Annotated in this window: 25 protein-coding genes, 1 pseudogene and 1 riboswitch; of the genes and pseudogenes, 7 read left to right on the top strand and 19 right to left on the bottom strand. The window is 32.9% G+C overall.

The genetic code is table 11. The features are described 5' to 3' along the window. Window positions 1–16 precede the first annotated feature (16 nt). Both BJS11_RS07895 and BJS11_RS07890 read right to left on the bottom strand, forming a co-directional pair. A complete protein-coding gene (locus tag BJS11_RS07895; RefSeq protein ID WP_069996044.1) occupies window positions 17–1,396 on the bottom strand; it encodes a RecQ family ATP-dependent DNA helicase in 1,380 nt (459 codons plus the stop codon). Further along, window positions 1,383–2,354: a helix-turn-helix domain-containing protein gene (locus BJS11_RS07890; RefSeq protein ID WP_069996043.1), complete on the bottom strand. Its 972-nt coding sequence runs from the start codon at window positions 2,352–2,354 to the stop codon at window positions 1,383–1,385. The genes BJS11_RS07895 and BJS11_RS07890 overlap by 14 nt, the downstream gene beginning before the upstream one ends. Window positions 2,355–2,463: 109 nt before the next feature. Between BJS11_RS07890 and BJS11_RS07885 the strand changes: the two genes are divergently transcribed. Further along, a complete protein-coding gene (locus BJS11_RS07885) occupies window positions 2,464–2,712 on the top strand; it encodes a ferredoxin (protein WP_069996042.1) in 249 nt (82 codons plus the stop codon). Window positions 2,713–2,773: 61 nt separating this feature from the next. Here the strand turns inward: BJS11_RS07885 and BJS11_RS07880 are convergent, their stop codons facing one another. From BJS11_RS07880 to BJS11_RS07855, 6 genes are all read right to left on the bottom strand, one after another. Next, complete coding sequence (locus BJS11_RS07880) at window positions 2,774–3,319, bottom strand: ECF transporter S component (RefSeq protein ID WP_069996041.1); 546 nt, start codon at window positions 3,317–3,319, stop codon at window positions 2,774–2,776. A gap of 65 nt (window positions 3,320–3,384) precedes the next feature. Further along, window positions 3,385–3,520: riboswitch (FMN riboswitch) on the bottom strand. A 193-nt stretch (window positions 3,521–3,713) separates the two neighbouring features. After that, complete coding sequence (locus BJS11_RS07875) at window positions 3,714–5,471, bottom strand: ATP-binding protein (protein WP_069996040.1); 1,758 nt, start codon at window positions 5,469–5,471, stop codon at window positions 3,714–3,716. Further along, window positions 5,455–6,180 carry a response regulator gene (locus BJS11_RS07870; protein ID WP_069996039.1) on the bottom strand — a complete coding sequence of 242 codons (726 nt, stop codon included), beginning with the start codon at window positions 6,178–6,180 and terminating at the stop codon, window positions 5,455–5,457. The genes BJS11_RS07875 and BJS11_RS07870 overlap by 17 nt, the downstream gene beginning before the upstream one ends. A gap of 128 nt (window positions 6,181–6,308) precedes the next feature. Then, on the bottom strand, window positions 6,309–7,046 hold the full coding sequence (locus tag BJS11_RS07865) for a pseudouridine synthase (RefSeq protein ID WP_069996038.1): 738 nt from the start codon (window positions 7,044–7,046) through the stop codon (window positions 6,309–6,311). Continuing rightward, window positions 7,039–7,587, bottom strand: a complete 549-nt coding sequence (gene scpB, locus BJS11_RS07860) for an SMC-Scp complex subunit ScpB (RefSeq protein ID WP_069996037.1) — start codon at window positions 7,585–7,587, stop codon at window positions 7,039–7,041. The genes BJS11_RS07865 and scpB overlap by 8 nt, the downstream gene beginning before the upstream one ends. Beyond that, the gene (locus BJS11_RS07855; RefSeq protein ID WP_069996036.1) at window positions 7,571–8,305 is read right to left on the bottom strand and encodes a segregation and condensation protein A; all 735 of its coding nucleotides are present in this window, start codon (window positions 8,303–8,305) and stop codon (window positions 7,571–7,573) included. The genes scpB and BJS11_RS07855 overlap by 17 nt, the downstream gene beginning before the upstream one ends. A 92-nt stretch (window positions 8,306–8,397) precedes the next feature. Here BJS11_RS07855 and BJS11_RS07850 point away from each other — a divergent pair, with 92 nt between their 5' ends. Continuing rightward, window positions 8,398–8,904: a DUF309 domain-containing protein gene (locus BJS11_RS07850; protein ID WP_069996035.1), complete on the top strand. Its 507-nt coding sequence runs from the start codon at window positions 8,398–8,400 to the stop codon at window positions 8,902–8,904. 66 nt (window positions 8,905–8,970) lie between these two features. On the opposite strand, the gene xerD is transcribed toward BJS11_RS07850, so the two are convergent. The 3 genes from xerD to BJS11_RS07835 form a co-directional block, all read right to left on the bottom strand. After that, entirely contained in the window at window positions 8,971–9,858 is an 888-nt protein-coding gene (gene xerD, locus BJS11_RS07845; protein ID WP_069996034.1) for a site-specific tyrosine recombinase XerD, read from the bottom strand. 42 nt (window positions 9,859–9,900) lie between these two features. Continuing rightward, window positions 9,901–10,347, bottom strand: a complete 447-nt coding sequence (fur, locus tag BJS11_RS07840; protein WP_069996033.1) for a ferric iron uptake transcriptional regulator — start codon at window positions 10,345–10,347, stop codon at window positions 9,901–9,903. Between the two features lie 103 nt (window positions 10,348–10,450). Continuing rightward, window positions 10,451–10,993, bottom strand: a complete 543-nt coding sequence (locus tag BJS11_RS07835; RefSeq protein ID WP_069996032.1) for an NUDIX hydrolase — start codon at window positions 10,991–10,993, stop codon at window positions 10,451–10,453. Window positions 10,994–11,152: 159 nt separating this feature from the next. Between BJS11_RS07835 and BJS11_RS07830 the strand changes: the two genes are divergently transcribed. After that, the gene (locus BJS11_RS07830) at window positions 11,153–12,067 is read left to right on the top strand and encodes an aldo/keto reductase (protein WP_069996031.1); all 915 of its coding nucleotides are present in this window, start codon (window positions 11,153–11,155) and stop codon (window positions 12,065–12,067) included. Between the two features lie 118 nt (window positions 12,068–12,185). Here BJS11_RS07830 and BJS11_RS07825 read toward each other — a convergent pair whose 3' ends face one another. Further along, window positions 12,186–12,944, bottom strand: a complete 759-nt coding sequence (locus tag BJS11_RS07825) for an SDR family NAD(P)-dependent oxidoreductase (RefSeq protein ID WP_069996030.1) — start codon at window positions 12,942–12,944, stop codon at window positions 12,186–12,188. 165 nt (window positions 12,945–13,109) lie between these two features. On the opposite strand from BJS11_RS07825, the gene proC reads away from it, so the two are divergent. Beyond that, on the top strand, window positions 13,110–13,925 hold the full coding sequence (proC, locus tag BJS11_RS07820) for a pyrroline-5-carboxylate reductase (protein WP_070014071.1): 816 nt from the start codon (window positions 13,110–13,112) through the stop codon (window positions 13,923–13,925). Between the two features lie 64 nt (window positions 13,926–13,989). Here proC and rnz read toward each other — a convergent pair whose 3' ends face one another. Further along, complete coding sequence (rnz, locus tag BJS11_RS07815) at window positions 13,990–14,910, bottom strand: ribonuclease Z (protein ID WP_069996029.1); 921 nt, start codon at window positions 14,908–14,910, stop codon at window positions 13,990–13,992. A 151-nt stretch (window positions 14,911–15,061) separates the two neighbouring features. Here rnz and zwf point away from each other — a divergent pair, with 151 nt between their 5' ends. Together zwf and BJS11_RS07805 are read left to right on the top strand one after the other, a co-directional pair. Beyond that, on the top strand, window positions 15,062–16,546 hold the full coding sequence (gene zwf, locus BJS11_RS07810; RefSeq protein ID WP_069996028.1) for a glucose-6-phosphate dehydrogenase: 1,485 nt from the start codon (window positions 15,062–15,064) through the stop codon (window positions 16,544–16,546). A gap of 644 nt (window positions 16,547–17,190) precedes the next feature. After that, window positions 17,191–18,057 (top strand): AraC family transcriptional regulator, encoded by an 867-nt coding sequence (locus tag BJS11_RS07805; RefSeq protein WP_069996027.1) that lies wholly within the window; start codon window positions 17,191–17,193, stop codon window positions 18,055–18,057. Between the two features lie 86 nt (window positions 18,058–18,143). Here BJS11_RS07805 and BJS11_RS07800 read toward each other — a convergent pair whose 3' ends face one another. The 4 genes from BJS11_RS07800 to BJS11_RS07785 form a co-directional block, all read right to left on the bottom strand. After that, window positions 18,144–19,796: a glycoside hydrolase family 13 protein gene (locus tag BJS11_RS07800; RefSeq protein WP_069996026.1), complete on the bottom strand. Its 1,653-nt coding sequence runs from the start codon at window positions 19,794–19,796 to the stop codon at window positions 18,144–18,146. 12 nt (window positions 19,797–19,808) lie between these two features. After that, complete coding sequence (locus BJS11_RS07795; protein WP_069996025.1) at window positions 19,809–20,813, bottom strand: LacI family DNA-binding transcriptional regulator; 1,005 nt, start codon at window positions 20,811–20,813, stop codon at window positions 19,809–19,811. 207 nt (window positions 20,814–21,020) lie between these two features. Then, window positions 21,021–22,430, bottom strand: coding sequence for an NADP-dependent phosphogluconate dehydrogenase (gnd, locus tag BJS11_RS07790; protein ID WP_069996024.1), 1,410 nt, complete (start codon window positions 22,428–22,430; stop codon window positions 21,021–21,023). A 69-nt stretch (window positions 22,431–22,499) separates the two neighbouring features. Continuing rightward, window positions 22,500–23,636, bottom strand: a complete 1,137-nt coding sequence (locus BJS11_RS07785; protein WP_069996023.1) for a M20/M25/M40 family metallo-hydrolase — start codon at window positions 23,634–23,636, stop codon at window positions 22,500–22,502. A gap of 191 nt (window positions 23,637–23,827) precedes the next feature. Between BJS11_RS07785 and BJS11_RS13705 the strand changes: the two are divergent. Beyond that, window positions 23,828–23,917 (top strand): annotated as a pseudogene (locus BJS11_RS13705) (hypothetical protein); the annotation flags it as partial. A 134-nt stretch (window positions 23,918–24,051) separates the two neighbouring features. Here the strand turns inward: BJS11_RS13705 and BJS11_RS07780 are convergent. Together BJS11_RS07780 and brxB are read right to left on the bottom strand one after the other, a co-directional pair. After that, a complete protein-coding gene (locus tag BJS11_RS07780; RefSeq protein ID WP_069996022.1) occupies window positions 24,052–25,026 on the bottom strand; it encodes an aromatic acid exporter family protein in 975 nt (324 codons plus the stop codon). A gap of 15 nt (window positions 25,027–25,041) precedes the next feature. Further along, entirely contained in the window at window positions 25,042–25,476 is a 435-nt protein-coding gene (brxB, locus tag BJS11_RS07775) for a bacilliredoxin BrxB (RefSeq protein ID WP_069996021.1), read from the bottom strand. Between the last annotated feature and the right edge of the window lie 450 nt (window positions 25,477–25,926).

The raw sequence follows: 25,926 nt of genomic DNA, 5'->3' as shown, positions 1-25,926 counted from the left end.
GTAAAGTAATTGTCTATTATTTGAATAAATTTTGTATTTTTTCATTAAAATTCATTTTTCGTTTAACTTTCTTTCTATTTAATATATTTATTTCAATTAATTCAGAATCATTATCACAACATTGCTCAGGTTTTTCTAATAAATTTTCATTAAAAAACTCAATCATATAGGCGCGACGACATTGATCTAAATTCTTATAACCTAACATTCTAATGTAACCTAGTTGTTTGCGTTTATATGCAGTTTTAAATATATGATGCAGTTGTGTGATTGAATAATAACTATGCAATGTTTTTATAATTTCATTTTTGTCAGGTGGTAAAAATTCACCTAATTCAAAAGCAGTAACATCTTCAGTTGTTACAATATCGGTGAATAATAGTGTTTCTAACAAGTAACTGTCATCAGGTTGATATAAACTTATAGCTTGGCTTTGTGCACCATCGCGTCCGGCTCTTCCTATTTCTTGCATATAATTAGAAGGACTTGTAGATAAATGAAAATGAATAATAGTACGAATATCTTTTTTATTTATACCCATGCCAAATGCGCTCGTGGCAACAATGATTGGAATTTCATTGTTTATAAATTGATGTTGAACTGTATGACGTTCTTGATAAGATAAATCACCATGATAGATACCAGTAAGGAATCCATAATTATAAATTTGCTGTGCCAGATATAGACACATTTTCTTAGATGAAACATATATGATTGTTGATCCTGAATGTGTTAATTTGGGCAATAGCCACGCAAGTTTTTCGTCATCATTTGCAAAGTTCTTATGTGCTAGTGCAATATTATTTCGATTCATTGTGGTTTTCACAATATGAAAAGATTGATCTAACATGTGTTCTAGATCTTCTGTTAAATATGAAGGTGCAGTTGCTGTTAATGCCAATACAGTTGCTTTTTTAAAATGATTCACTATTTTACCTACAAGTGCATAATGCGGTCTGAAATCATAGCCCCATTCAGATAAACAGTGTGCTTCGTCTAATACAATTAAACCAATATTTAAATGTTGAAATAATTTAAAATTGTGCTTTTGTAATAAAAATTCAGGGCTTAAAAAAATAAAACGGCTTTGGTTGATTTGTTGAATGTTCTGAGTGCGCTCATTTTCATCCATTCCAGAATGGATACAACAAACATGACGTTCTCCATGTAATTTAAGCTGCATAACTTGGTCATCCATTAGTGAAATTAATGGTGATATAATTAATGTTGGCTGTTGATTTATATAAGTTGGCAATTGATAGCAAAGGCTTTTACCACTTCCTGTCGGTAAAATGCCTAAAGTATTTGTGTGGTTCAAGACATGGTTGATAATTTCTTCTTGACCTGGTTTAAATGTGTCGAAACCAAACCATTCTTTTAAGCTATCTTGTAACATGTAAATCACCTCTTTCTAAACCGACAATCATTAATTTAATTTCGAAATAACTGAAATCAGAAAATTTATCTTTGTAATTACGCAACCGTTCACTGCGATTATCTATATAATAGTTCAGAAAGTCTATATAATTTGTGTTTGATAAATAGTCTTCATAATTAGTTAAGTATCCTTTAATAAATAACTCTAAAATATGATCTTCTATTGTATTGGGTTTAACGTTTTGCTGTAGTGCCAAATGTTCGAAATCCATGCCTTGTTTGATTCCGAGTAATGTTTGTTCAGTCTTATTTAATAATGTTGGTAAGATAATTAATTTATTTAGCAATGGGAATTGTTGCTCGTCTTCTATCGCATACATCATAGATACCATATCTCGAAGTTCTAATTCGAATAACTCAGTTTGTGGAATTGCTTCTATTAAGCCTACTTGTTGTCTTGTATACATGCTTTCTTCGAATCCTTGTAAATAGTAATGTAAGTATACATTGTCGTTATGATGTGATAGCAATTTAAACAACGACGTAAGTTCATTGATGAAAGATTCTTGTAGGTTTTCAGTTGAAATGTACTGATATAATTGTTTGACACATTTCTGAACTGTATTGGATTGTGTTACTGGTACGAATTGGTGTACGCCATGTTGAATGTTGGATAAGGTTTGAGTTAATAATTGTATTGCATTGAACGTGTTGGCAAGGCTATCATATGTATGGCGTGGATGGCTAATCATTATATTTGACTGATTCGCCTCAGTTTCAGTGTTCATACTTTTAGAATATCGCTCGAATGACGGATATTTTAATTGAGGGATACTATGATACAATGACATAAGTTGTTGGCTACAAGCATCAAAAAAGGTTTGATGTGACTTTTTGCCTGTGATAATATTAAATATACTTTTTTCGGTTTTATATGTATGTGCCTTTGTGTAAGCGAATTGAATTATATTATACATGGTTGCTCCTTCATTCTTTAAATCGAAAACATTTGAAAAAACGATAAACAGTGATTACAATATTATTTGTGTAATTATTGTAGCATTTTTGTCAAAGGAGGCGAAGAAATTGGCTAAATATACAATAGTAGATATGGATACATGCATTGCATGTGGTGCTTGTGGTGCCGCTGCCCCTGATATATATGACTATGATGATGAAGGTATTGCATACGTTATTCTTGACGATAATCAAGGTACTGCTGAAGTACCAGAAGAATTATATGAAGATATGGAAGATGCTTTGGACGGTTGTCCTACTGACTCAATTAAAATTGAGGAAGAACCATTTGACGGAGACGCATTGAAGTTTGAATAGGTATATTATAGTTATAAAATAAAAACGATTCGGAAACATAAATAATGTTCCCGAATCGTTTTTATTTAGGTAAGACATTTTTTAAACGATTGTATAAAAGTATAAATATGACTGAAATAACGATACCTTTAATAATATTAAAAGGTATGACGCCTGATACAATGACTATTTTTACATTTTCAACCACATTGGATAAGTTCATAATCATTCCATATAACGGTAATAGTACAAAGTAATTCAATATACTTAATACGACCGTCATTACTAATGTTGCAATACTAAGTCCAATGATTTGTGATTTTAATGTGTGTTTATTTTTAATAATCCAATAGGCTGTAAGTAAAAAGCTTGAAGCTGCTAAGAAATTTGCAACTGGCCCGACTGGATCGCCTATGTTGAATAGAAAATTAAGCAAGTTTTTGATGAATTCTACAATTAGACCTGCTACAGGTCCTAGTGTAAATGTCGCTAGTAAAGCGGGTACATCACTAAAATCTAACGTTAAATATGGAGGTAAAAACGGTATTGGAAATTTGATAAACATCAAAATAAATGCCACCGCACTTAACATACTGATTGTAATGAGCCTTTTTGTTTGTTGTTGCATATTAAATTGTCTCCTTCCATTCATCTTGCATAGAATAGGAGGATTTAATTGCGCAACAAATAACCCTCCATCTTCTCCCATCCAGACTATACTGTCGGCTCTAGATTCACACTAGATCAGCCACTTCATACTAAAGTACAAAGCAGGTCGCAGGCTTGATTTACTGCCGGTTGGGAATTGCACCCTACCCCGAAGATGAATTTCTTAAATTTTATAAATATATCATAGCTTATTGCTCAGTTAAAAACAATAGTATTGCTTGTATAAAGTTTATGTCAGTAGATTTTGAAAATAAACTACTAATACAAATAGCAAAAGGAGCGGGACTACGAAATCTCTATTAGAAATTTTGATTTCTGTCCCACTTCCATAAATAGTTATATGATTAGTGTTTTCAGTCGGGCTTAGGAAGTGAAATGATAAATGTTGTACCTTGACCGATTTGACTTTTAACTTCTATATGTCCACCATGTTCATCTATAATCATACGGCATATGAATAGCCCTAATCCTGTACCCTGTTTGCCGCGTTTACGTGACGCATCTACTTTGTAAAAACGGTCAAAGACTTGTTGAAGATGCTCAGGGGCAATACCAGAACCAGTATCAGTGATGTAGAGTATTTGTTCCGAAGATGTCTCGTCAAAATCAATTGAAATAGCATCACCCGGTTCTGTATAACGTGATGCATTATCGATTAAGTTGGTTAACACTTGTTCCATTCTATCAGAATCATAACTCCATAGCTGTTGATGTGTATCAGGATTCAGATGGATATTTAGTCCTAAATCTTTAGCTTGTTTTTGATATTTAAGCTGCATTTTATCTAATAACGGCGCTATTGGTTGCACGACTTTTTCAACAGTTAGTCCTTCTGCATCCATACGTGCTACATTTAGCAATTCATTAACTAATCGATTTAATCGCTTCGTTTCATCTAAGACGATTGACAGTGATTCATGTATTTCTTCAGGTTCGGTTACAATACCGTCAACAATAGATTCAGTATAACCTTGAAGTAATGAAATAGGTGTTCGTAACTCATGGGATACGTTAGCAATAAAGTCTTTTTTCATTTGATCCATATTATGTTCATTGGTCATATCACGTATAATGGCTACGATGCCACTTCGTCCATCTGGCTGAATTTGATCAATATAGCTTGTGATGATAACAAAGTAACGCATATTTATTTCATAAACTTCAAATTGTGTTTTCTTATTTTTAAAAGTAAGTTCATTTTGTGCATCCAGTTTTTCTAAATCTTGTTCATCTAGCATTTGCAATGTAGTATTTGCAACTTTATTTGAAATAATGATTTCTTTCCTGTCATTAAATCCTAAAACACCTTCAACCATGGAATTGATTAAGCTATCTCTTATATTTTTGGATGAAGATAAAGCATCAATATGTTGTTGGATTTCTGAACTCATTGTATTAAAGGCCCGTGATAATTCACCTATTTCATCTCGAGAATTAACAGGAACGACTTGAGCATAATCTCCTTTTGACACTTTAAGCGCTTGTGTACGTAAATTTCGTAATGGCTTTGTTATTCGAGAAGATAAGAAGAATGCAAATACTGTTGTGATTGCTAAGAAAATAATTGCGATGATTAAAATAATAACTGTAATCACATTATTTGTATCTTCAATAGTTTTTAAATCTTGATAGATAAATACACCGCTATAATTATTCTTTTCCCCATCATTAGTAGGAACGGCTTTTGTCGGATAACCAATTAGTACATAAGTACGTTGGGTTCCATCAATATTTACTGTGACATGTTCTGATATCTGCTTACCTTTATCAAAAACACGGTTATAATCTTTATTATGCTTAATTTCATTGAACATTTGCTTTTTCGTCTGATCATTGTCATTACTATCCATATGTTTGTGATTCATTATAATAAGGCCAACTGGACCTTCTATAAGTTGTCTACTGTGTTCAATGGCAGTGGCACGATTATCAGAGCTTTCAACAAGTTGGCTGATACGTTTGGCATCTTTTAGTAATGATTCTTCTGTTTCTTGCGTAAAATAAGATTGGATAAACGTTATAAGAGCTGCACTTAATAAAATTAAAACTGTAGTTACTATAAATATTATAGTTAACCACAGTTTAATTACGACGCTATTGAGCTGGTTCATGATTTGATTTGACCTCAAATTTATAACCAACACCCCATACGGTTTGTATCATATGCGCAGCATCTTCTGATACGCGATTTAACTTTTCTCTTAAACGTTTTACATGAGTGTCTACAGTACGCAAGTCTCCATAGAACTCGTAATGCCATACTTCTTTTAATAAATGTTCGCGGTCAAAGACCTTGTTAGGAGTTTTTGCTAAGAAGATTAATAACTCATATTCTTTTGGAGTTAAATTAACTTGACTTCCATCTGCCAACACTCTATGTGCATCATTATCAATAACTAAGTGATCAAATTCAATTAAATCTCTTGCATGTGGTTCGCTTTGTTCCGTTGTTGAAACTTGTGTCCGTCTCAATAATGCTTTGATACGTAGAACCACTTCTCTAGGTGAAAATGGCTTCACGATGTAATCATCTGCACCAGATTCAAACCCTTCTACGCGATTCGTCTCTTCACCTTTAGCTGTTAACATAATAATAGGTGTTTCTTTATATTCTCTTAATTTAGAAGCGACAGTAATACCATCCATTTCCGGTAACATTAAATCTAATAAGATGCAGGCATAATCGTGTTCCATTGCCATCTTATAAGCTTCGTTGCCGTCACTCGCTTCGTGTATTTCAAAAGATTCTCTTTCAAGATAAAGTTTTAATAATCTTCTGATACGATCTTCGTCATCTACAATTAGTATTTCGTTTGACATACGTGTATACCTCCCACACTAGTAGCTTTCTAACTCATCCACATTATAGCACAGGTTTAACTTAAAAAGTGATGACGAGCTGAAAGTTTGTGAAAAAATTATCATGCGTGTAATCAGTCGTAAAAAATCTAGTTACCATGCTCTGCCAATTGGCGAATTACTTTGACTTCATGTGGTGTTAGTACACGACCCTCACCGGCATTTAATCCTTTTAAGTTAAGTGGCCCGAATTCAATGCGTTGCAATTTGGTAACTTGATGACCGAAATGTTCAAACATACGACGAACTTGACGGTTGCGTCCTTCAGTTATCGTGATTTCTACAAGTGTTGTGTTTTTGTCTTTGTCTTGGTTTTTTACTTTTACTGTTGCTGGTTGAGTCATGCCATCTTCTAACTGTATACCATGTTCCAATCCTTTGACTTCTTCGCGCATTAAATACCCTTTTAATTTCACGACGTATTTTTTCTTGATTTTATAACGTGGATGCGTCATGAGATTGGTGAATTCGCCATCATTCGTTAATAACAATAGACCTGACGTATCATAGTCTAAACGTCCAACAGGATATATTCTTGTTTTAATTTGTTTGAAATAATCAGTGACAACTTTGCGCCCCCGGTCATCAGAGACACTTGTGATTACTTGAGCTGGTTTATAAAATAAAATATATAACTTATCTTCTTGTTCAAGCTTAATCCCTTCGACTTCAATTGTATCGGAAGATTTCACTTTAGTACCTAGTTCTGTTGCTACTGTGCCATTAACTTTTACTTTACCCTCAGTTATCAATGTTTCGGCTTTACGACGTGATGTATAACCACTATTTGCTATGCGCTTTTGTAATCTTTCTGTCTCGTTATTCATTATTATCTCCTTTTTGATTAACTAAATTGCTGAAAAATGCTTCTATTTCTTCCTCTTCTTCGTCCGTTGTCGGTAATTCATCTAAATGTTCTATACCAAATACATTTAAAAAGAGTTCGGTAGTATATAATTGATGACTTCTTGAATCCGCTTCATCTTTTGCTTCTACTAATCCACGTGCTATAAGTGTTTTGACAGCGCCATCAGAATTAATACCTCTAATCATTTCAATATCGCTACGTGATAATGGTTGATTGTATGCAATAATTGATAGTGATTCCATTGCCGCTTGAGACAATTTCATTTTTGATTTTTGTTCAATTAATTTTTCAATGTAATCTGCAGCGTCTTTTTTTGTAGTTAGGACGTAAGTTTTCCCATAATGCTGGATTGTTAATCCTTCAGACTCATAATCATCAACCAGTTTAGAAAGTGTTGCTTGGTCGATGTCTAAAATTTCTAGTAATTGTTTTTCTTCTAAACCCTCATCACCGGCTGTGTATAATAGTGCTTCTAAGATTCCTTTATCTTGCAACGCCATAGTTTACCCCTCTTAATATATTGATATCATCGAAACTTTGTGGCTGTTCAATATTGACAATGCCAGATTTTGACATTTCTAGAATTGCTAGGAAATGCGTAACAACCATCTCAATTGGTTCAGTAAAATTAAATAAACTGAAAAAATTAAACGATTCATGTTTTTTTAAACGATCTGTAACTTGTGTTGTAGCCTGTTGAATCGTGAAGGTTTCTTTACGAATTTCAACAGTTTTAGGTGTTTGAAATTCGACGCGATTTTTAACTTTTTGGTAAGCAATAATCAGTTCTGTTAAATCAATTGTGTTATTCGAATCCCATGTTTCATTGGTTTCTAAATGTGTTAAATCTGTTGGATGTTTCGAGTAATAATATGCACGCTCAGCTTTGCGCTCATTTAAAAACTCTGTATATTCTTTGTAATTCTGATATTCAATTAAACGGCCTACTAAATCATCACGTGGATCTTCTTCAATTGCATCTTCCTCATCTGCTTGAGGCAGTAGCATTTTACTTTTAATCATCAACAACTCTGATGCCATTACTAAATATTCACTTGCAACATTTATCTCCAATTGATTCATTGTATGTATATATTGCATGTATTGTTCAGTGAGTGCTTTCATTGGAATATCATATATATCGATTTCAATTTTTTGTATCAGATGTAATAATAAATCTAATGGCCCATTAAAAGCATCTAATTTTACTTCATACATTTTATCTACCTCATATCGCAAGTTAAGTGCGTAATTCACTAAAGTATTATAGCATGTTTAACGTAAACATTTAAATTTGGAGAGAATTTTTTATGGAAAAAGCATTACAAGATTTTTATTATCAATTTCATACAAAGCAACATTATTTTTTGTGCCATGATATTTTAGAAGAAGCGTGGAAATCAAACGCATCTTTTAGCAAAGACGATGCAATTGTTAGTTTGGTTCTAATGGCAACTGGCTGCTATCATTTTCGCAGGGACAATCATCGCGGTGCAATAAAGTCTTTTAACAAAGCACTGAAAGTCATTGAGTTACATGATAACATCACACATTTAGGCATGGATATTGATGCCTATAAGTACATGCTTAAATCATTAATAGCGCATGTCGATAATGGAAAGCCCTTTGCCCCTATAGAATTACCTTTAACGAATAGCATGGTGAAACGTATTATGAGAGCATATCCACACTTTGTAATGACCACAGATATGGTGACAGAAAGTTATATTGTAAATCATCATTTAGAAAGAGACCGTTCAGAGGTTAACGAAGCACGGCAAAATGCACTGCGTCAAAAGCAACAACGTCGTTTATAGATAGCTATTTAATTTAATATACTAAAAAACACAGGCAAGTTCTTCAATCAATGAACGAGTCTGTGTTTATGCACGTGGATGAAATTCATTATACATTTTTCTAATTTGAGACTTAGATACATGCGTATATAATTGTGTTGTTGATATATCAGAATGCCCTAACATTTCCTGTACGGCACGTAAATCTGCACCATTTTCCAGTAAATGTGTGGCAAATGAATGCCTCAATGTATGTGGTGTTAAAGTCTTAGTAATATGCGCTTTGATACCGTTTTGTTTAATCATTTTCCAAATAGCTTGTCTTGATAAAGGTTTACCATGCATATTTAAAAATAAAGCGTTGGTAACAGTATGCTTTAATAATTGAGGGCGAACAGTCTCCACATATGTACTTAAGTAATTTATGACAGTATCACCTAAAGGAACGATACGTTCTTTATTCCCCTTACCAAATACTTTAACGAAGCCCATAATCAAATTGACGTCTTCCATTTCAATTTGTATAAGCTCAGAAACACGCATGCCAGTAGCGTATAGTAACTCAAGCATTGTTCGGTCTCTGTAACCGTTATTTTTCGATAAATCTGGTGTTTCGAGTAATGCAATCACTTCATCAACTTCTAAAACATCAGGTAACTTACGATCGTATTTAGGCGTTTCAATTAACACTGTAGGGTCCTTTGCAGCATATTTTTCTCTTAAAGCAAATTGATGGAAACTACGAACAGTAGAAATGAAACGTGCAAGAGATTTTGATGATGCGCCTTGATCGTGTAAATAGCCGAGACATAATTGAATAGAAGCCCGGTCTATAAAATCAATATGACTAATTTTTTGTGATTCTAAATATTCATGATATTTCTTCAAATCTCTACGGTATGCACCAATTGTGTTTTTACTTAAACCTTTTTCCAATTGGATAAATTTTAAATATTCTTCGATAATTGTTTCCAAGATAATCACCTCTAATGATGCAATTCAGAGCATTGCATCAGTTTATTTACCTTGGGCTTGGCAATCAGAACAAACGCCATGAAATGTCAAACGATGATCTAAAATTCTAAAGTTGAAATCATTTTCTACACGTTCTTCAACTTGTGGTAGTAAATCTTCTTCGATTTCATCAACTTTGCCGCATTCCATACATACAAGATGATGGTGGAAATGCTTTGCCCCTTCTTTACGTAAATCAAAGCGCGCAACACCATCGCCGAAATTAATTTTATCGACAACTTTTAACTCAGAAAGTAATTCCAGCGTTCTATATACCGTAGCTAATCCTATTTCAGGTGCTCTATCTTTTACTTTTAAATAGACATCTTCCGCACTAAGATGGTCTTTCTCATTTTCAATTAATACACGTAGCGTAGCTTCACGCTGAGGTGTTAGTTTATATGAAGATTGTTGTAATTGTTGCTTCACGCGATTTAAACGTTCTTCCACGGAAGCCTCACTCCCCTACTAATAATTATAATCATTTTAATGTGCATAATGATTTATATATAAAATACCAATAATTGATAAAATACGCAAGTACGTGCGTTTCTTATTTATAATCATTATAATTAAGCAATAAATGTTGTAATGCAATGATTGTTTTTGCATCTTCAAATTCATGATTGCGAATCATAGATTCAATTTCGCTTAGAGAGTAATATGAAACTTCAAGGAATTCATCATCATCCAATTGCATCTGACCTTCTTTTAAATCTTTTGCTAAATAAATAGTGATTTTTTCATTTGAAAATCCAGGAGAACCATACATTTCTGTAATTACTTCTAAATCTTCAGCAATATAACCTGTTTCTTCTTCTAATTCTCGTTTTGCTGCTAATTCGCGTGCTTCACCTTTTTCTAATTTACCAGCTGGGATTTCAAGTAATGGCTTTTCTGCAGGTTTACGAAATTGTTCAACGAGAATGACTTTTTGTTCAGGTGTCAATGCACATACTGCGACAGCACCATTATGATAAACGAGTTCGCGTTTAGATGTTTTACCATCGGGTAACTCTACATCATGTACTTCTAAATCAATAATCGTACCTTTATATATGGATGATTGATTTATTGTTTTTTCATAAAAATTCATTATAATCACGTTCCTTTAATTTGATTTCAGTTATTGTTAAGATGAATACGTTAGTATATGGGGGTTAAATAGATGGTTTGATAGTTAACCAACTGTAAGTCGCGCTATCATATTTAATCTGTTACCTACTATTTTAAGTGTATCGGAAGGAGAAAAGACATGCAAAAAAATGTTTTAAGAAGTGGAATAGAACTTTCAGAGTTAGGTTTGGGATGTATGAGTTTAGGTACAGACCAACAACATGCACAACCTATCATTGAGCGTGCGATAGAACACGGTATCACTTATTTTGATACAGCAGATATTTATGATAAAGGTGTAAACGAGAGCATTGTTGGAGCATCATTAAAAAAATATCAAAACCGAGATGAAATTGTCATTGGAACTAAAGTTGGCAATCATTTAGCTGAAGATGGTTCTACTTTTTGGGATCCTTCTAAAAAATATATTAAAGAAGCGGTTAAAGGTTCGTTACAACGATTAGGTTTGGATCACTTAGACTTATATCAACTACATGGTGGTACAATTGATGATCCGTTAGACGAAACAATTAGTGCATTTGATGAATTGAAACAAGAAGGTATTGTACGTGCTTACGGTATTTCTTCTATTCGTCCTAATGTTATCGATTATTATTTAAAGCATAGTGATATTGAAACATTAATGTCTCAATTTAATATTATTGATAATAGACCGGAAATGTTACTTGACGATGTACATGTAAAAAAAGTTAAAATGTTGGCACGTGGTCCAGTATTCAAAGGATTGTTGACGTCAGAAAGCAATAAAGTTTTAGATGATAAATTTTCAGAAGGTATATTTGATTATAATTACCAAACGCTTGGAGAAACCGTTGCGTCTATTAAAGAAATTGAAAATAATCTGACTGCACTAACATTTAATTATTTAACATCACATGACGCATTAGGTGCGATTATTGTTGGTGCTAGTAATGTGTCACAATTAGATGAAAATGTGAAAAACTATGAGTTATCTAAATCAATTAGTTTAGAAAAATTAAAGGCTGCTAAAGAACGTGTTAAAGACTTACAGTATACGCAGCATTTAAAATAAGTATATATAAATAAAACAAGCGTGTTTATTGTATGACATTAGAGTAAAGGTCAATATAACCTTTTTAGTCATTTCAGTAAACACGCTCATTTTTTATACGTTAAATATTACAAATGGATTAAGCTTTATTTTTAAATAAAAATGTGAAATATTTTTCTATAAGCCTAGGTGATAATTGATAAAAGCGCAATAAAACATGCATCCACTTAGGAGCATTAATCTCGGTTTTACCTGTAATCATGCCATCAATAATTTGTTTTGCTAAATAATCTGGGTCTAACATTAAGTGTTTATATTTTTTGGCGAATGATAACGAAGGATCTGCTTTTTCGTGAAATGGAGTTGCTATAGGACCAGTGTTTACAGTTAATACATGATAATGAGGGCGTTCAATGCGCAATGCATTTAACACTTGATTAAAAGCAGCTTTACTTGCGCCATAATGTGCAGCATAAGCTTGAGTTAAAAATGCAGATTGACTGCCGATTCCTATAATTTTACATTGGCTTACTAAAAAAGGTTGCAATGTATTAAGTAATAAATTGAAGTTAATAACATTTAATGTATAAGTTTCAAGCATTTCAGAATTGGTATGTTGATCAATGGCTTTAAAGTAACCTAGTCCAGCGCTATAAATGATGCCATCAATAGATTGGCCCTGAAAAGTATGCTTGAGATTCAATATTTCAGATTGTGATTGTAAATCACAGGTTACGATTGTTAATCGTGTTTTATCTAAATATTGATGAAGTGATTTTAATTTCTCTGGGTGTCGTACAAGTACTGTTACGTAGGCTTGTTTTTCTAATAATAAAGTTAGTATGGATTTGCCTAATCCACTGGTTGCACCTGTTAGGATGTAATGTTTTCCTATCATTGCTAATCCCTACCCTTCAATTGCTTATACATAGTATAAATGATGCAAGCATCGGATGTCATTTTGAACGTATATTAAAAGAAGATTTATTAAGTATATGCTGAAACTATGTTACTATAGGAACAGATAAGAAACATAAAAACTAAGAGGAAGTGAAATGTTCACATGAAGTTAGTATTTTATGGTGCTGGTAACATGGCACATGCAATTTTTACGGGGATTATAAATTCAAATATTATGGATTCGAATGACATTTATTTAACAAATCGTTCGAATGAAGAAGCGCTCAAAGCATATGCGGATGAGCTAGGCGTTAATTATAGTTATGATGATGCAGCATTACTTAAAGATGCAGATTATGTGTTCTTAGGTACAAAACCTTATGATTTTGAATCATTAGCAGAGAGAATTAAACCATTTGTATCAGATAGCAATAAATTTATTTCAATTATGGCTGGGTTGCCTATTAGCTATATTAGAGAAAAATTAGAAGCGGATAACCCTATTGCGCGTATTATGCCAAATACAAATGCTCACGTGGGTCATTCAGTTACAGGAATTAGTTTTTCAAGTAACTTTGGACCGAAGTCTAAAGACGAAGTTGATGATTTGATTAATGCTTTTGGTTCTGCAATAGAAGTATCAGAAGATAACTTACATCAGGTAACTGCGATTACAGGAAGCGGTCCAGCCTTTTTATATCATGTATTTGAACAATATGTGACTGCAGGTACGCGTTTAGGTCTGGAAAAATCGCAAGTCGAAGAATCTATTCGTAATTTAATTATTGGTACGAGTAAAATGATTGAACGTTCAGAATTAAGTATGGAACAGTTGAGAAAGAATATAACTTCTAAAGGTGGCACTACGCAAGCAGGGTTGAATGCATTGTCAAAACATGATTTAGAAAGCATATTTGAGGACTGTTTGAGAGCAGCCGTTGATCGAAGTGTGGAATTATCTAGTCAAGATGATGACTAAAGGATAAAATAAAAAGCTGAAATCTACTACTTTGTGAATGTAGTGGATTTCAGCTTTTTTAAATTTAAAACGACCAAGTATCAAAATCTTTTACAAATTTAAATGGTGGCGTGGTAGGCTGTGATTTTAGGTGATTGCTGATTGATTCTATTTCTTCCAGGGTATAGCGATTACTCATATGTGTAATTAAACTATACTCAACATTTGCAGCTTCAATAAGTTTAAACACATCCTCAATATGGCTGTGATGATAATTATTAGCCAACGACTTATCTCCTTCAATATACGTACTTTCATGTACCATAACGTCTGCATTTTTGGCGATTATCACTTCATTTGCACAAGGCATTGTATCACCAAATATTGCTACAACGGGTCCTTTGATTGCATCGCCTTTAAAATCATTAGAATTATAAATGATACCTTTATATTCAAATGTTTCATTGTTTTTGACGTCTTGATATTTGGGTCCAGGTTCTAAACCAATTTGTTTTAGTGCAGCGACATCTATTTTACCAGAAGTATATGGTGCTTCAATTCTATAACCAAATGAAGGTATACCATGGTTCAACATATGTGCTTCCAAACTAAAACCGTTACTTTGATATGATAAGTGATCTTCAATTTCAATATATGTAATTGGATAGTTTAATCTTGATTCAGATAAACGTAACACAGTTTCTATAAATGCTTTAATACCTTTGGGGCCAACTAAAGTCAAAGGTTTCCCTTCTCCACCTTGGAATGAACGACTTGTTAGCAACCCTGGCAAACCAAAAATATGATCCCCATGCATATGCGTAATAAAGATATGATCTACTTTGCCCAATTTAATGGAGTGATGTAGTATTTGATGTTGTGTACCTTCTCCTACATCAAAGAGCCAAATGCTATTTGAGTATGGCTCAAGATTTAATGCTATTGCTTGTGTATTTCGTTCTTTGGTTGGCAGACCAGCACTCGTACCAAAAAATGTGATTTCCATGCATATGCCTCCTCTTCTTGTACACATTTTATCATAGAAAAGAATAAAAAATATATTAAAATTTGATGCATTCAAGCAAAATTGTATGAACTAAGTGTATGATTGTTCTATAATAATATAGAGATTTATAAAAAGAATTGAGGTTTTGATCTTGAATACTAAAAACAAAGACATTCCATGCTTAATAACAATTTTTGGAGCAACAGGTGATTTAAGTCACAGAAAATTATTTCCATCACTATTCCATTTATATCAACAAGAAAACTTAAATGAACAAGTTGCAATCATTGGTATTGGAAGAAGAGATTTAACAAATGATGATTTTCGTAATCAAGTGAAATCATCAATTCAAGAACATGTTAAAGATACAAAGCATCTTGATAAATTTATGACACATGTCTTCTATCACAAGCATGATGTAAGTGACGAAGCGAGCTATCAATCATTGTTAGAGGTGAGTAATCAGTTAGATGATGAATTTAAGTTGCAAGGCAACCGATTATTCTATTTAGCTATGGCACCAAAATTCTTTGGTGTAATTTCTGATTATCTAAAATCATCTGGCTTAACAGATACTACTGGTTTCAAACGTTTAGTCATTGAAAAACCATTTGGCTCAGATTTAGAATCTGCGGAAAGTTTAAATGAGCAATTACGTCGTTCATTTAAAGAAGAAGAAATTTACCGTATTGATCATTATCTAGGTAAAGATATGGTGCAAAATATAGAAGTATTACGCTTTGCTAATGCAATGTTTGAACCACTATGGAACAATAAATATATTTCCAATATACAAGTTACATCTTCAGAAATTTTGGGTGTTGAAGATAGAGGTGGCTACTATGAATCAAGTGGTGCTATGAAAGATATGGTGCAAAATCATATGTTACAAATGGTTGCCCTTCTTGCTATGGAGGCGCCAATCAGTCTAAATAGTGAAGATATTAGAGCAGAAAAAGTTAAAGCATTAAAATCTTTACGTAAATTAGAACCTGAAGAAGTAAGTCAGAACTTTGTACGAGGCCAGTATGATGAAGGTATCATCAACGGTCAACAAGTTCCAAAGTACCGAGACGAAGATCGTGTTGCAGAAGATTCAACGACGCCGACATTCGTTGCTGGTAAATTGACAATAGACAACTTTAGATGGGCTGGTGTGCCTTTCTACATTAGAACTGGTAAACGAATGAAAAGTAAGTCAATTCAAGTCGTTGTTGAATTTAAAGAAGTACCTATGAATTTATATTACAAAACTGATAAAAAATTAGACTCAAACTTGTTAGTCATTAATATACAACCAAATGAAGGGGTATCCTTACATTTAAATGCGAAGAAAAATGTTCAAGGCATTGAAACTGAACCAGTACAACTTTCTTATGCTATGAGTGCGCAAGATAAGATGAATACAGTTGATGCATATGAAAATTTATTGTTTGATTGTTTAAATGGTGATGCAACAAACTTCACTCATTGGGAAGAATTAAAATCTACTTGGAAATTTGTAGATGCAATTCAAGAAGAATGGAATCAAAGTGAACCTGAGTTCCCTAATTATGCATCTGGTTCCAATGGGCCACTTGAAAGTGATTTATTATTAAGTCGTGATGGTTTCCATTGGTGGGATGATATTCATTAAATGAATGATAATTTATAATAGTGGACGGAGTGGGACAGAAATCCATTTCTCTAATAAAGATTTCGTATTCCCACCCCGGTAAGGATGACTAGAGTTGAAAAGTTTACCTGAGCTGAAGCTCATGCATAAGTCTCACTAACTTAATAAATTAAAGCAGTTAGACTTTATATTTTCAATTCAATCATCTACTGCCTAAAATGATAGAGAGCCTGAGACATCTATTTATGTCCCAAGCTCTCTATCATTTTATTGTGATCCTTGTCAGAGAGGACAACGAACTCTTTTAGTAAAATTACTCTGCTACCCACTCTCTTTTTTATTTGTTTGATTTTTGTGTTATTATTTTATCTGTTGAACACATTTTAAAAGTATAGCGTATCTTCTTTACATTTTACCCTATTTAATATTTTAAAGATGTAACCTTTTGCAAAATGATGTAGAATATACTTAATTGGTTATCGTATTAAAATATAAGTTGCTTATATTCATTATCGAAATGAAAGAATGGTATATTGAACACCTTTTAAATATATTGTTATGCGAAAGTGTTTTATTTTTCATATAGCATAAAGTATTTGTATATTTGATAGGATTTAAATTAAGAAAATGAGTATTTAGTGAATTGAAAATTAGGAGTGGAAGTTTTGGACGTTATCAAGCAAATACAACAGGCAATCGTATATATTGAAGATCATTTGCTAGAGCCTTTTCATTTGCAAGCACTAAGTGATTACGTTGGCCTTTCACCGTACCATCTAGATCAATCATTTAAAATGATTGTTGGTCAATCCCCTACTGAATATGCGAGATCACGTAAAATGACATTGGCAGCCAATGAAATTATTAGTGGATCGAGCCGTTTAGTAGATGTTGCTAAAAAGTATAATTATAATGATGCAAATACGTTTGCGAATGATTTTAGTGATTTTCATGGTGTATCACCAATCCAAGTAAATACAAAGCGCGATGATTTAAAAATGCAGCCACGACTATATATCAAATTAACGACAACTGACAAGCCACCTAATCAATATCGCTTAGAAGATACGCAGGGTATCTCATTGGTTGGATATGCAAAGTTTGTCGATGCTGATCATTTAGAAAACCCATTTAAAGTGCCAGATTTTCTTGAAGATTTAATGATAGATGGCAAAATAGAAGAATTGCAGCGCTATAATGATATTAGACCACATGAACTTTTTGTGGTGAATTGTCCATTAGATGAAGGTGTAGAAATTTTTGTTGGAGTTCCGAGCGAACGCTATCCAGCTCATTTAGAAAGTCGCTTCTTACCAGAAAGGCAATATGCGAAATTTAATCTGCAAGGCGAATTGGATTATGTGGTAAACGAGGCTTGGTATTATATTGAAACAAGCTTGCAGATGACATTACCATATGAACACAATAGTCTATATGTTGAGGTTTATCCATTTGATATTTCATTTGATGATCCATTTACAAAATTACAATTATGGATGCCTGTCGATCAAGAACAATATTTAGATTATTAAATTAAACACCACTAGTTACATTTGAGTTTTTGCTCAACTAGTTACTAGTGGTGTTTTGTTTGTTATTTTATTATTTTAAAATGAAATTACAGTTTTACAACATATGCTTCAAATGGGCGTAAGATGGATAAGTCATAATCTTGTTGTTGATAATTATGAAGTAATATATTTTCTGGTTGGATATTACTTATGTCGATATTTAACTTAGCTGTTTGATCTGTTAAGTTACCCACGATAAGGACTTGTTGACTATTTAAAGTTCTTGTATATGCGAAAATCTGAGTATTATCTTCATCTACTAAATCGAAAGTACCATAGGTAAAAACATCATCTGATTTTTTTAAAGCTATCAAATCTTTATAATAATTTAAAATAGAATTTGGATCGTTTTCTTGTTCAGCTACATTAATTTTATTATAATTTGGATTCACTGGGAACCATGGTTCATGATTCGAGAAACCAGCATTTTTTTCGTTATTCCATTGCATAGGTGTGCGAGAATTATCTCTGTTCTCCATTTTATGTTTTTCTAATAAAGCAGATACGTCTCCATTTTGAGATTTCACAATATTATATTCATTGACTACAGCTACGTCATTGAATGTTTCAACACTTTCAAATGGATAATTCGTCATACCTATTTCTTGGCCTTGGTATATAAACGGTGTACCCTGTTGTAAAAAATAAACCGTTGCGTGACTAGTAGCGGATTCGTACCAATATTGTTCATCATTGCCCCACGTAGATACACGTCTAGGTTGATCATGATTTTCAATAAATAAAGCATTCCAACCGACATTTTCTAATTTTTTCTGCCAGCGATTTAACACATTTTTATAAGATAAGACATCGAATTTTACATCGCCGGTATTCCATAAACCAAGATGTTCAAATTGGAAAATCATATTAAATTTACCATTCTTTTCCCCCACCCAGTCTTCGGCATTGTCGGGATTTACACCGTTTGCTTCACCAACAGTCATAATATCATAGTGTTTTAGCGACTCATCTTTCATTTCTTGTAACCAATTTTGAATACCAGGTTGGTTCATGTCTACGTCAAATGCAGGAGCATAAGTTTTACCTTCAGGTACAGGTAAATCACCAGCGTCAAATGATTTTTTGATATGCGTTATTGCATCTACTCTGAATCCATCGATACCTTTTTCAAACCACCAATTCATCATTTTGAAAATAGCTGCCCTAACTTCATCATTATCCCAATTTAAATCTGGTTGTTTTTTACTAAACAAATGGAAATAATATTCCTGTGTATGTGGGTCATATTCCCATGTAGAACCATTAAAAATACTTTCCCAATTGTTTGGTTCAGATCCGTCAGCTTTTGGTTGTTCCCAAATATACCAATCGCGCTTTGGATTATCTTTGCTAGATTTAGATTCAATAAACCAAGGGTGCTCGTCTGACGTATGATTGACTACTAAATCGAGAATAAGTTTCATATCACGTTGATGCACACCCTCTAACAATTGATTAAAATCTTCCATCGTTCCAAATTCATCCATGATATCAGTGTAGTCACTAATATCATAGCCATTATCATCATTAGGCGATTTGTACATTGGACTTAACCATATTACGTCTATGCCGAGTGATTTCAGATAATCTAATTTCTCAATTACACCTTGTAAATCACCAATTCCATCGTTATTTGAATCATTGAAACTTCTTGGATAAACTTGATATGCTACCGCTTCTTTCCACCATTGTTTTTGCATAGTATTGCCTCCCTATAATCTTTGTGTTGAAGTACGTGTTATGATATCTGTCTGAATAATATGGTTAACTTGTTCTATTTGTTCTTGATTTAGTAACTGCATTATAGCTTTACCAGCTGTTTCACCTAGTAATTGCGGATGTATATCAACAGTTGTTTGTGGTGGTGATGCAAATGCATTGATATATGAATCGTTAAATGTTGCGGTTTGTATATCTTTAGGTATATGTAATGATAATTCATACAATGTACTAAGCACCATATGATTAATCATAGTATCTGAAGTTATAATAATAGTTGGCAACCTATGCTCATAGTGTAATTGTTTTAGGTATTCAAATATAACCGCTTGATTCATTTGTAAATAGACAACATGTGGTATTAATTGAGCGTTTTTCAAGGTATCTTCATGCCCTTTTACACGATCTTTGACTACTTCAAAACGTTCTGATTCTGCAATGAACAAAAAATCAATATGACCAAGTTCTATTAAATATTGAGTCAATTGAGCTGAGGCAGTGATATTATCATTATCAACAGAAACGGTATTTTGAGCATGTATAGGTTTACCAATGACAACATATGGAATGGATTGTTTTTCTAAAATGTTAATAATTTCATCATTTTCTTTTGAATATAATAATATAAAACCATCAACAGAATGATAGAAAATCATCTCTTTTACTTCAGAAATGATATCAATTGGATCAGTTGCTGTAGTAGCGATAGTACCATAGCCATTAATTTTACAAACAAGAAAAACACCTGAAAGTACATCGATAATAAATGGATTTTGAAGCGTTGTAAATTCTCCGTTTTTATGAATGATACCAATTGTTTTTGATTTTTGTGTAACCAAAGTACGTGCTGCTTTATTTGGTTGATAGTCTAGTTCTGTCATGATTTTTTTGATTTTATTTTGTGTACTTAGACTAATACGTGAATTCCCGCTAATTACACGCGATACCGTTGAAGGTGATACATTTGCTAATTTTGCAATATCTTTAATTGTTGTCAATCTGTTAACTCCTTTATCCCAATTGCTAATAAAGCGCTTATTTTAACTAATATCAATGATAGCGAATTAAAATTTTAAAGTCAAAAGATTTATGCAATCGTTTGCACAAATTGTGTAACAAAAAGATTCCAAAGTACATAAGTAAATATATTGGAATCTTCATTGTTTGTTAATTTGTATATTTAGTTAGTTAGTACGGATTAAATATTAATCTTCAATCCATTGAGTGTGGAACACACCATCACGATCTTTACGCTCATAAGTATGTGCACCAAAGTAATCGCGTTGTGCTTGAATTAAATTGGCAGGTAGATTTTCTGAACGATAGCTATCGTAGTAGTTTATACTTGCAGAGAATCCTGGTGTAGGTACACCGTTTTGCACACCTGTAGCTACAACATCACGCAACGCATCTTGATAATTCGTTACGATATCTTTGAAGTATGGATCTAATAAAAGATTTTGGAGTGCTTTATCATTGTCATACGCTTCTTTAATTTTTTGTAAGAATTGCGCACGAATAATACAGCCTTCACGCCAAATCATAGCAAGTTCACCTAATTTTAAGTTCCACTCGTTATCTTCACTTGCTTTTCTCATTTGAGCAAAACCTTGTGCATATGAACAAATTTTACTCATATAAAGTGCTTTGCGGATTTTTTCTAGAAATTCATCTTTGTTTCCTTCAAATTTTGCATTAGGACCATTTAATTGTTTAGATGCATTCACACGCTCTTCTTTGATAGAAGAAATGAAACGCGCAAATACAGATTCTGTAATAATTGTTAATGGGATACCTAATTCTAATGCATTAATTGATGTCCATTTTCCTGTACCTTTTTGACCAGCAGTGTCCAAGATTTTTTCTACTAATGCATCATCTGTATCTTCGTCTAATTTAGTAAAGATATCACCAGTGATTTCAATAAGGTAACTTGATAATTCTCCTGCATTCCAATCTTTGAATGTTTGAGAAATTTCTTCATGAGACATGCCTAATAAATCTTTCATCATGGCATAACTTTCAGCAATTAATTGCATATCAGCATATTCAATCCCGTTATGAACCATTTTCACATAGTGTCCTGCGCCATTTGGACCGATGTAAGCTACACAAGCAGCTCCATCATCAGCTTTAGCAGAAATAGATTCTAAGATATGGCTTACTTTGTCAAAGGCTTCTTTTTGACCACCAGGCATAAGTGAAGGACCAGTTAAAGCACCTACTTCCCCACCAGAAACACCCATACCGATAAAGTTCACGCCACTTTCGGCAAGAGCTTTGTTACGTCTGATTGTATCTTGATAATTTGTGTTACCACCGTCAATTAAAATATCATCATTATCTAATAATGGTAATAAGCTATCAATTGTCGCATCCGTTGCAGGTCCAGCTTTAACCATTAACAGAATTTTACGGGGTTTTTCAAGAGAATTAACAAATTCCTCTATAGAGTAAGTCGGATGTATATTCTTTCCTTTAGATTCTTCAACCATTTCGTCAGTTTTCTCAGATGAACGGTTAAAAACGGAAACGCTATATCCACGTGATTCAATATTCCAAGCAAGGTTTTTACCCATTACGGCTAAACCTACTACACCTATTTGTTGTGTCATTTAACTAACCTCTCTTATATAAAGTTTTCTAGTATATTGTATCATAAAGACGTAATAATATTCACTTAATCAGTTTTCAGATTGTTGAGTAATTATTTCAACAATCTTTACAAGTTGTTCTGCTAATTTATTTAATGATTCAATTGGCATACGTTCTTCAGTAGTATGAATATTTTCATATCCGACGCCTAGAATTACAGTTGGAATACCTAATTGATTAATTATATTACCATCAGAGCCTCCACCAGCCATAACTGTGTGTGGTTTCAATCCTAATGCGACTGCACTTGCTTTTGCAATTTTTGTAACAGGTGCATCATCAGCAATCTTGAAACCAGGGTAACTTTTAATAATTGTTACAGACGCAGTACAACCGTATTTACCAGCCGTCTGTTCGAATACTGATTTCATGTGTTCGACTTGAGCTTGAATGCTCTCATCAGAATGTGAACGTGCTTCTGCTAATAATGTTACCTCATCTGCCACGATATTGGTTGCAGAGCCACCTTCAAAACGCCCAATATTCGCAGTTGTATATGGATCAATTTGTCCTAATTTCATTTCACTAATAGCTTTTGCAGCGATATTAATTGCGCTAATACCTTTATTAGGTGTACTTGCATGTGCTTTTTTACCATGAATTGTAGCATTGACTTTCATTTGTGTAGGTGCGTGTGTCACTGTGGTACCAACGTCGACACTTGCGTCAATGGCATAGCCAAATTGTGCATCTAATAAATTCGGATTCAAAGCCTTGGCACCTTCAAGACCAATTTCCTCACCCACCGTAATAACAAATTGTATTTGTCCGTGTGGTATGTTGTGTGTTTTCAAAGTGTGAAGCAATTCAAAAATAGCTGCTAAACCTGCTTTATCATCTGCGCCTAAAATTGTTGTTCCATCAGAGTATATATAACCATCTTCTTTGACTTGTGGTTTAATATTAAGTCCAGGAACTACGGTATCCATATGACTCGTAAAATAAATTTTATCGACATTTTCAAAGTTTGCTGAGGCAGGTAACGTACACACTAAATTGTTTGCACCTAAGCCCTCTCGTTCACTAGCAAAATCTTCTTCAACGATTACTCCTAAATTTTGAAATTGTTGTTTAAGGTGTGATTGAATGTGTTGTTCGTTGCCACTTTCTGAATTAATTTGAACTAATTCCAAAAATGTATTTATAAGCCGTTGTTTATTAATCATATTATAACTCCATCCTTAATAGTAACGTTATGATAAGTGTAACGAAATACGTGACTCAGTAAAACTAATATGACTCTGTGTTTTTAACGTTCGTATGCTATAATAATGCTATAAATATATTTTACGAGTGAATTTCATGAGAAAGATAATATAGAAACAATGTTGAGTTTGGAGGAATTATTTTGAACAATAATAAAGTATTAAGAGTAATTATTGTGGTTATGTTAGTAGCTGTAGTACTTGCTTTGATTTTAACAAGCATCGTACCTTTAGTGAACTAAGCGTGACGTGCTAGAAATTTGAAAAACGCTTTTATTATTATTTAAAAATTAACAAAGGTCGCAATCATAATTACTTATGGTTACGACCTTTGTTCTATATAGAACATTATATGAATGAAGTTAAACTTAGTTCCTTATTCGCTGTGCAATCTTAATGAACCAAATTGTGATTTTACAACTAAATAAGCTTCTAATTCATTTAATAATTGTAATAAACTTGCACGTGTGCGAAAAGAGGCATGTGAAGTCGGTAAATCAAGTTGATTAAGCTCAAGTCTGATTTCGTATAAGGCGTGTAATCTTAATGCCGTATAATCATTACTATTCACATTCGTAGCCACTTCTGAGAGCAAATCAGATATTTTTGATAACAAATAGTCCTTAGTTTCTATATTTTCAATAATTAATGCCATGCGTTGCAATAGTTCTAATTGTTCTTCTCGCATATCAAAATAGTGATAATAAGAGTTTTCATTTCGAACAAAGTGATTTTTAACGTCCCTAAAAGCTATGGATTTAGCTTTATTTATTGTGAGTTTTAGCTTTTTAAATGAAATATCAATCTCAGGATTAGGTGTTTGACACATCCTGCTAAACGTTTCAAATATGGATGTAAATTGTTGTTCAATTTGTTGTTTATATTGTTTTAAATTGCTATCTAAACTAGGCATAATCATATTCATTAAAAATGCAATGCCAAGTCCCACTATTAATAATAGTATTTCATTAAAGAATAAATCTATATCTATTGTCTTAGCATTAAATACATGTAGTAAGATAACACAACTTGTCACAACACCCTCTTGTACTTTAAATACAACTGTTAATGGAATGAAGAATAGTACAATTAGACCTAAGACAATTGCATGTTGTCCAAGTAAACTAAATGCTATAGAACCGAGTATGAGTACCATAAGACACGATACAAAACGAGATACAATTGCTTGTAATGAATGTACCTTTGTATGCTTAATACATAACACTACTAAAATGGCACTTGATGCAAAATTATCAAGTCCGATTAATTTCGCTATTATAATTGCAAGTGCCATTCCAACTGCGGTTTTGATCGTTCTAAATCCGATTTTGTATGGATTTAACTGCGTCATTTTTTGAGTCCTCTATTATTCGTCACAGTATTTGTCGAAAAGATCTTGTAATTGTGTAATCACATTCATTACATCATGACCTTCAATTTGATGTCTTTCAATCATTTCAGTAATTTTGCCATCTTTGATTAAAGCAAATGATGGACTTGAAGGTGCATAGCCTTCAAAATAAGTTCTTGCCTGTTGTGTAGCTTCTTTGTCTTGACCTGCAAATACAGTTACAAGTCGAGTTGGTAATTTATCATAGTGAAGCGCATGTGTTGCAGCTGGTCTTGCAATTCCACCAGCGCAGCCACAAACTGAATTAACCATTACAAGTGTAGTTCCATCTTGTTTAAGAACATTATCCACTTCATTTGCAGTTGTTAATTGTTCATATCCTGCCTCTTCCATTTCATTTCGTGCTTGATTAACTACATCTGTCATATATAAATCAAAATTTAAATCCATAATAAACGTCACCCTTCATATCTAATTAATACTTTTATTCTACTAATATATAGACAATACTTCAACAGGTCTGATTAGAGAAGTATAATCTTTTAAAACATGTGTGATCATTTTAAGACAATTAGTAAAATGATCAGCTCCTACTAATGATGAACAACGTTTCGAAATGAGCAATGTTGATTTCACAAAGAATTGACAATTATATATAAACGTAACTCTCTTCAACATTTATCCATTTAATAATTAAATGAATTCAATGTGGACCTTCGCTTCTAAAGAGCCAATATTAAAGGCCGAAACATTCAATATGTTCGGCTGTACACTTTTAACGGTTGGTGAGTAAAATCATCAATCGTTTTTTTTATGTTTGAATACAAAAAAAGCACAAATATCTCTATAATTATAAGCGACGAAACCATAATTAAGGAGAGATATCTGTGCCGTATACTT

It is taken from the genome of Staphylococcus caeli, assembly GCF_900097965.1.
In the GTDB taxonomy this organism is placed as follows: Bacteria; Bacillota; Bacilli; order Staphylococcales; family Staphylococcaceae; genus Staphylococcus; species Staphylococcus caeli.
Note: the sequence above shows the minus strand (reverse complement) of the source record. Positions and strands in the feature narration are given on the sequence as shown.

Coding starts and splice junctions, on each gene's coding strand:
- BJS11_RS07895 (WP_069996044.1), bottom strand. CDS start 1,396: ATGTTACAAGATAGCTTAAAAGAATGGTTTGGTTTCGACACATTTAAA.
- BJS11_RS07890 (WP_069996043.1), bottom strand. CDS start 2,354: ATGTATAATATAATTCAATTCGCTTACACAAAGGCACATACATATAAA.
- BJS11_RS07880 (WP_069996041.1), bottom strand. CDS start 3,319: ATGCAACAACAAACAAAAAGGCTCATTACAATCAGTATGTTAAGTGCG.
- BJS11_RS07875 (WP_069996040.1), bottom strand. CDS start 5,471: ATGAACCAGCTCAATAGCGTCGTAATTAAACTGTGGTTAACTATAATA.
- BJS11_RS07870 (WP_069996039.1), bottom strand. CDS start 6,180: ATGTCAAACGAAATACTAATTGTAGATGACGAAGATCGTATCAGAAGA.
- BJS11_RS07865 (WP_069996038.1), bottom strand. CDS start 7,046: ATGAATAACGAGACAGAAAGATTACAAAAGCGCATAGCAAATAGTGGT.
- scpB (WP_069996037.1), bottom strand. CDS start 7,587: ATGGCGTTGCAAGATAAAGGAATCTTAGAAGCACTATTATACACAGCC.
- BJS11_RS07855 (WP_069996036.1), bottom strand. CDS start 8,305: ATGTATGAAGTAAAATTAGATGCTTTTAATGGGCCATTAGATTTATTA.
- BJS11_RS07850 (WP_069996035.1), top strand. CDS start 8,398: ATGGAAAAAGCATTACAAGATTTTTATTATCAATTTCATACAAAGCAA.
- BJS11_RS07835 (WP_069996032.1), bottom strand. CDS start 10,993: ATGAATTTTTATGAAAAAACAATAAATCAATCATCCATATATAAAGGT.
- BJS11_RS07830 (WP_069996031.1), top strand. CDS start 11,153: ATGCAAAAAAATGTTTTAAGAAGTGGAATAGAACTTTCAGAGTTAGGT.
- BJS11_RS07825 (WP_069996030.1), bottom strand. CDS start 12,944: ATGATAGGAAAACATTACATCCTAACAGGTGCAACCAGTGGATTAGGC.
- proC (WP_070014071.1), top strand. CDS start 13,110: ATGAAGTTAGTATTTTATGGTGCTGGTAACATGGCACATGCAATTTTT.
- rnz (WP_069996029.1), bottom strand. CDS start 14,910: ATGGAAATCACATTTTTTGGTACGAGTGCTGGTCTGCCAACCAAAGAA.
- BJS11_RS07800 (WP_069996026.1), bottom strand. CDS start 19,796: ATGCAAAAACAATGGTGGAAAGAAGCGGTAGCATATCAAGTTTATCCA.
- gnd (WP_069996024.1), bottom strand. CDS start 22,430: ATGACACAACAAATAGGTGTAGTAGGTTTAGCCGTAATGGGTAAAAAC.
- BJS11_RS07785 (WP_069996023.1), bottom strand. CDS start 23,636: ATGATTAATAAACAACGGCTTATAAATACATTTTTGGAATTAGTTCAA.
- BJS11_RS07780 (WP_069996022.1), bottom strand. CDS start 25,026: ATGACGCAGTTAAATCCATACAAAATCGGATTTAGAACGATCAAAACC.
- brxB (WP_069996021.1), bottom strand. CDS start 25,476: ATGGATTTAAATTTTGATTTATATATGACAGATGTAGTTAATCAAGCA.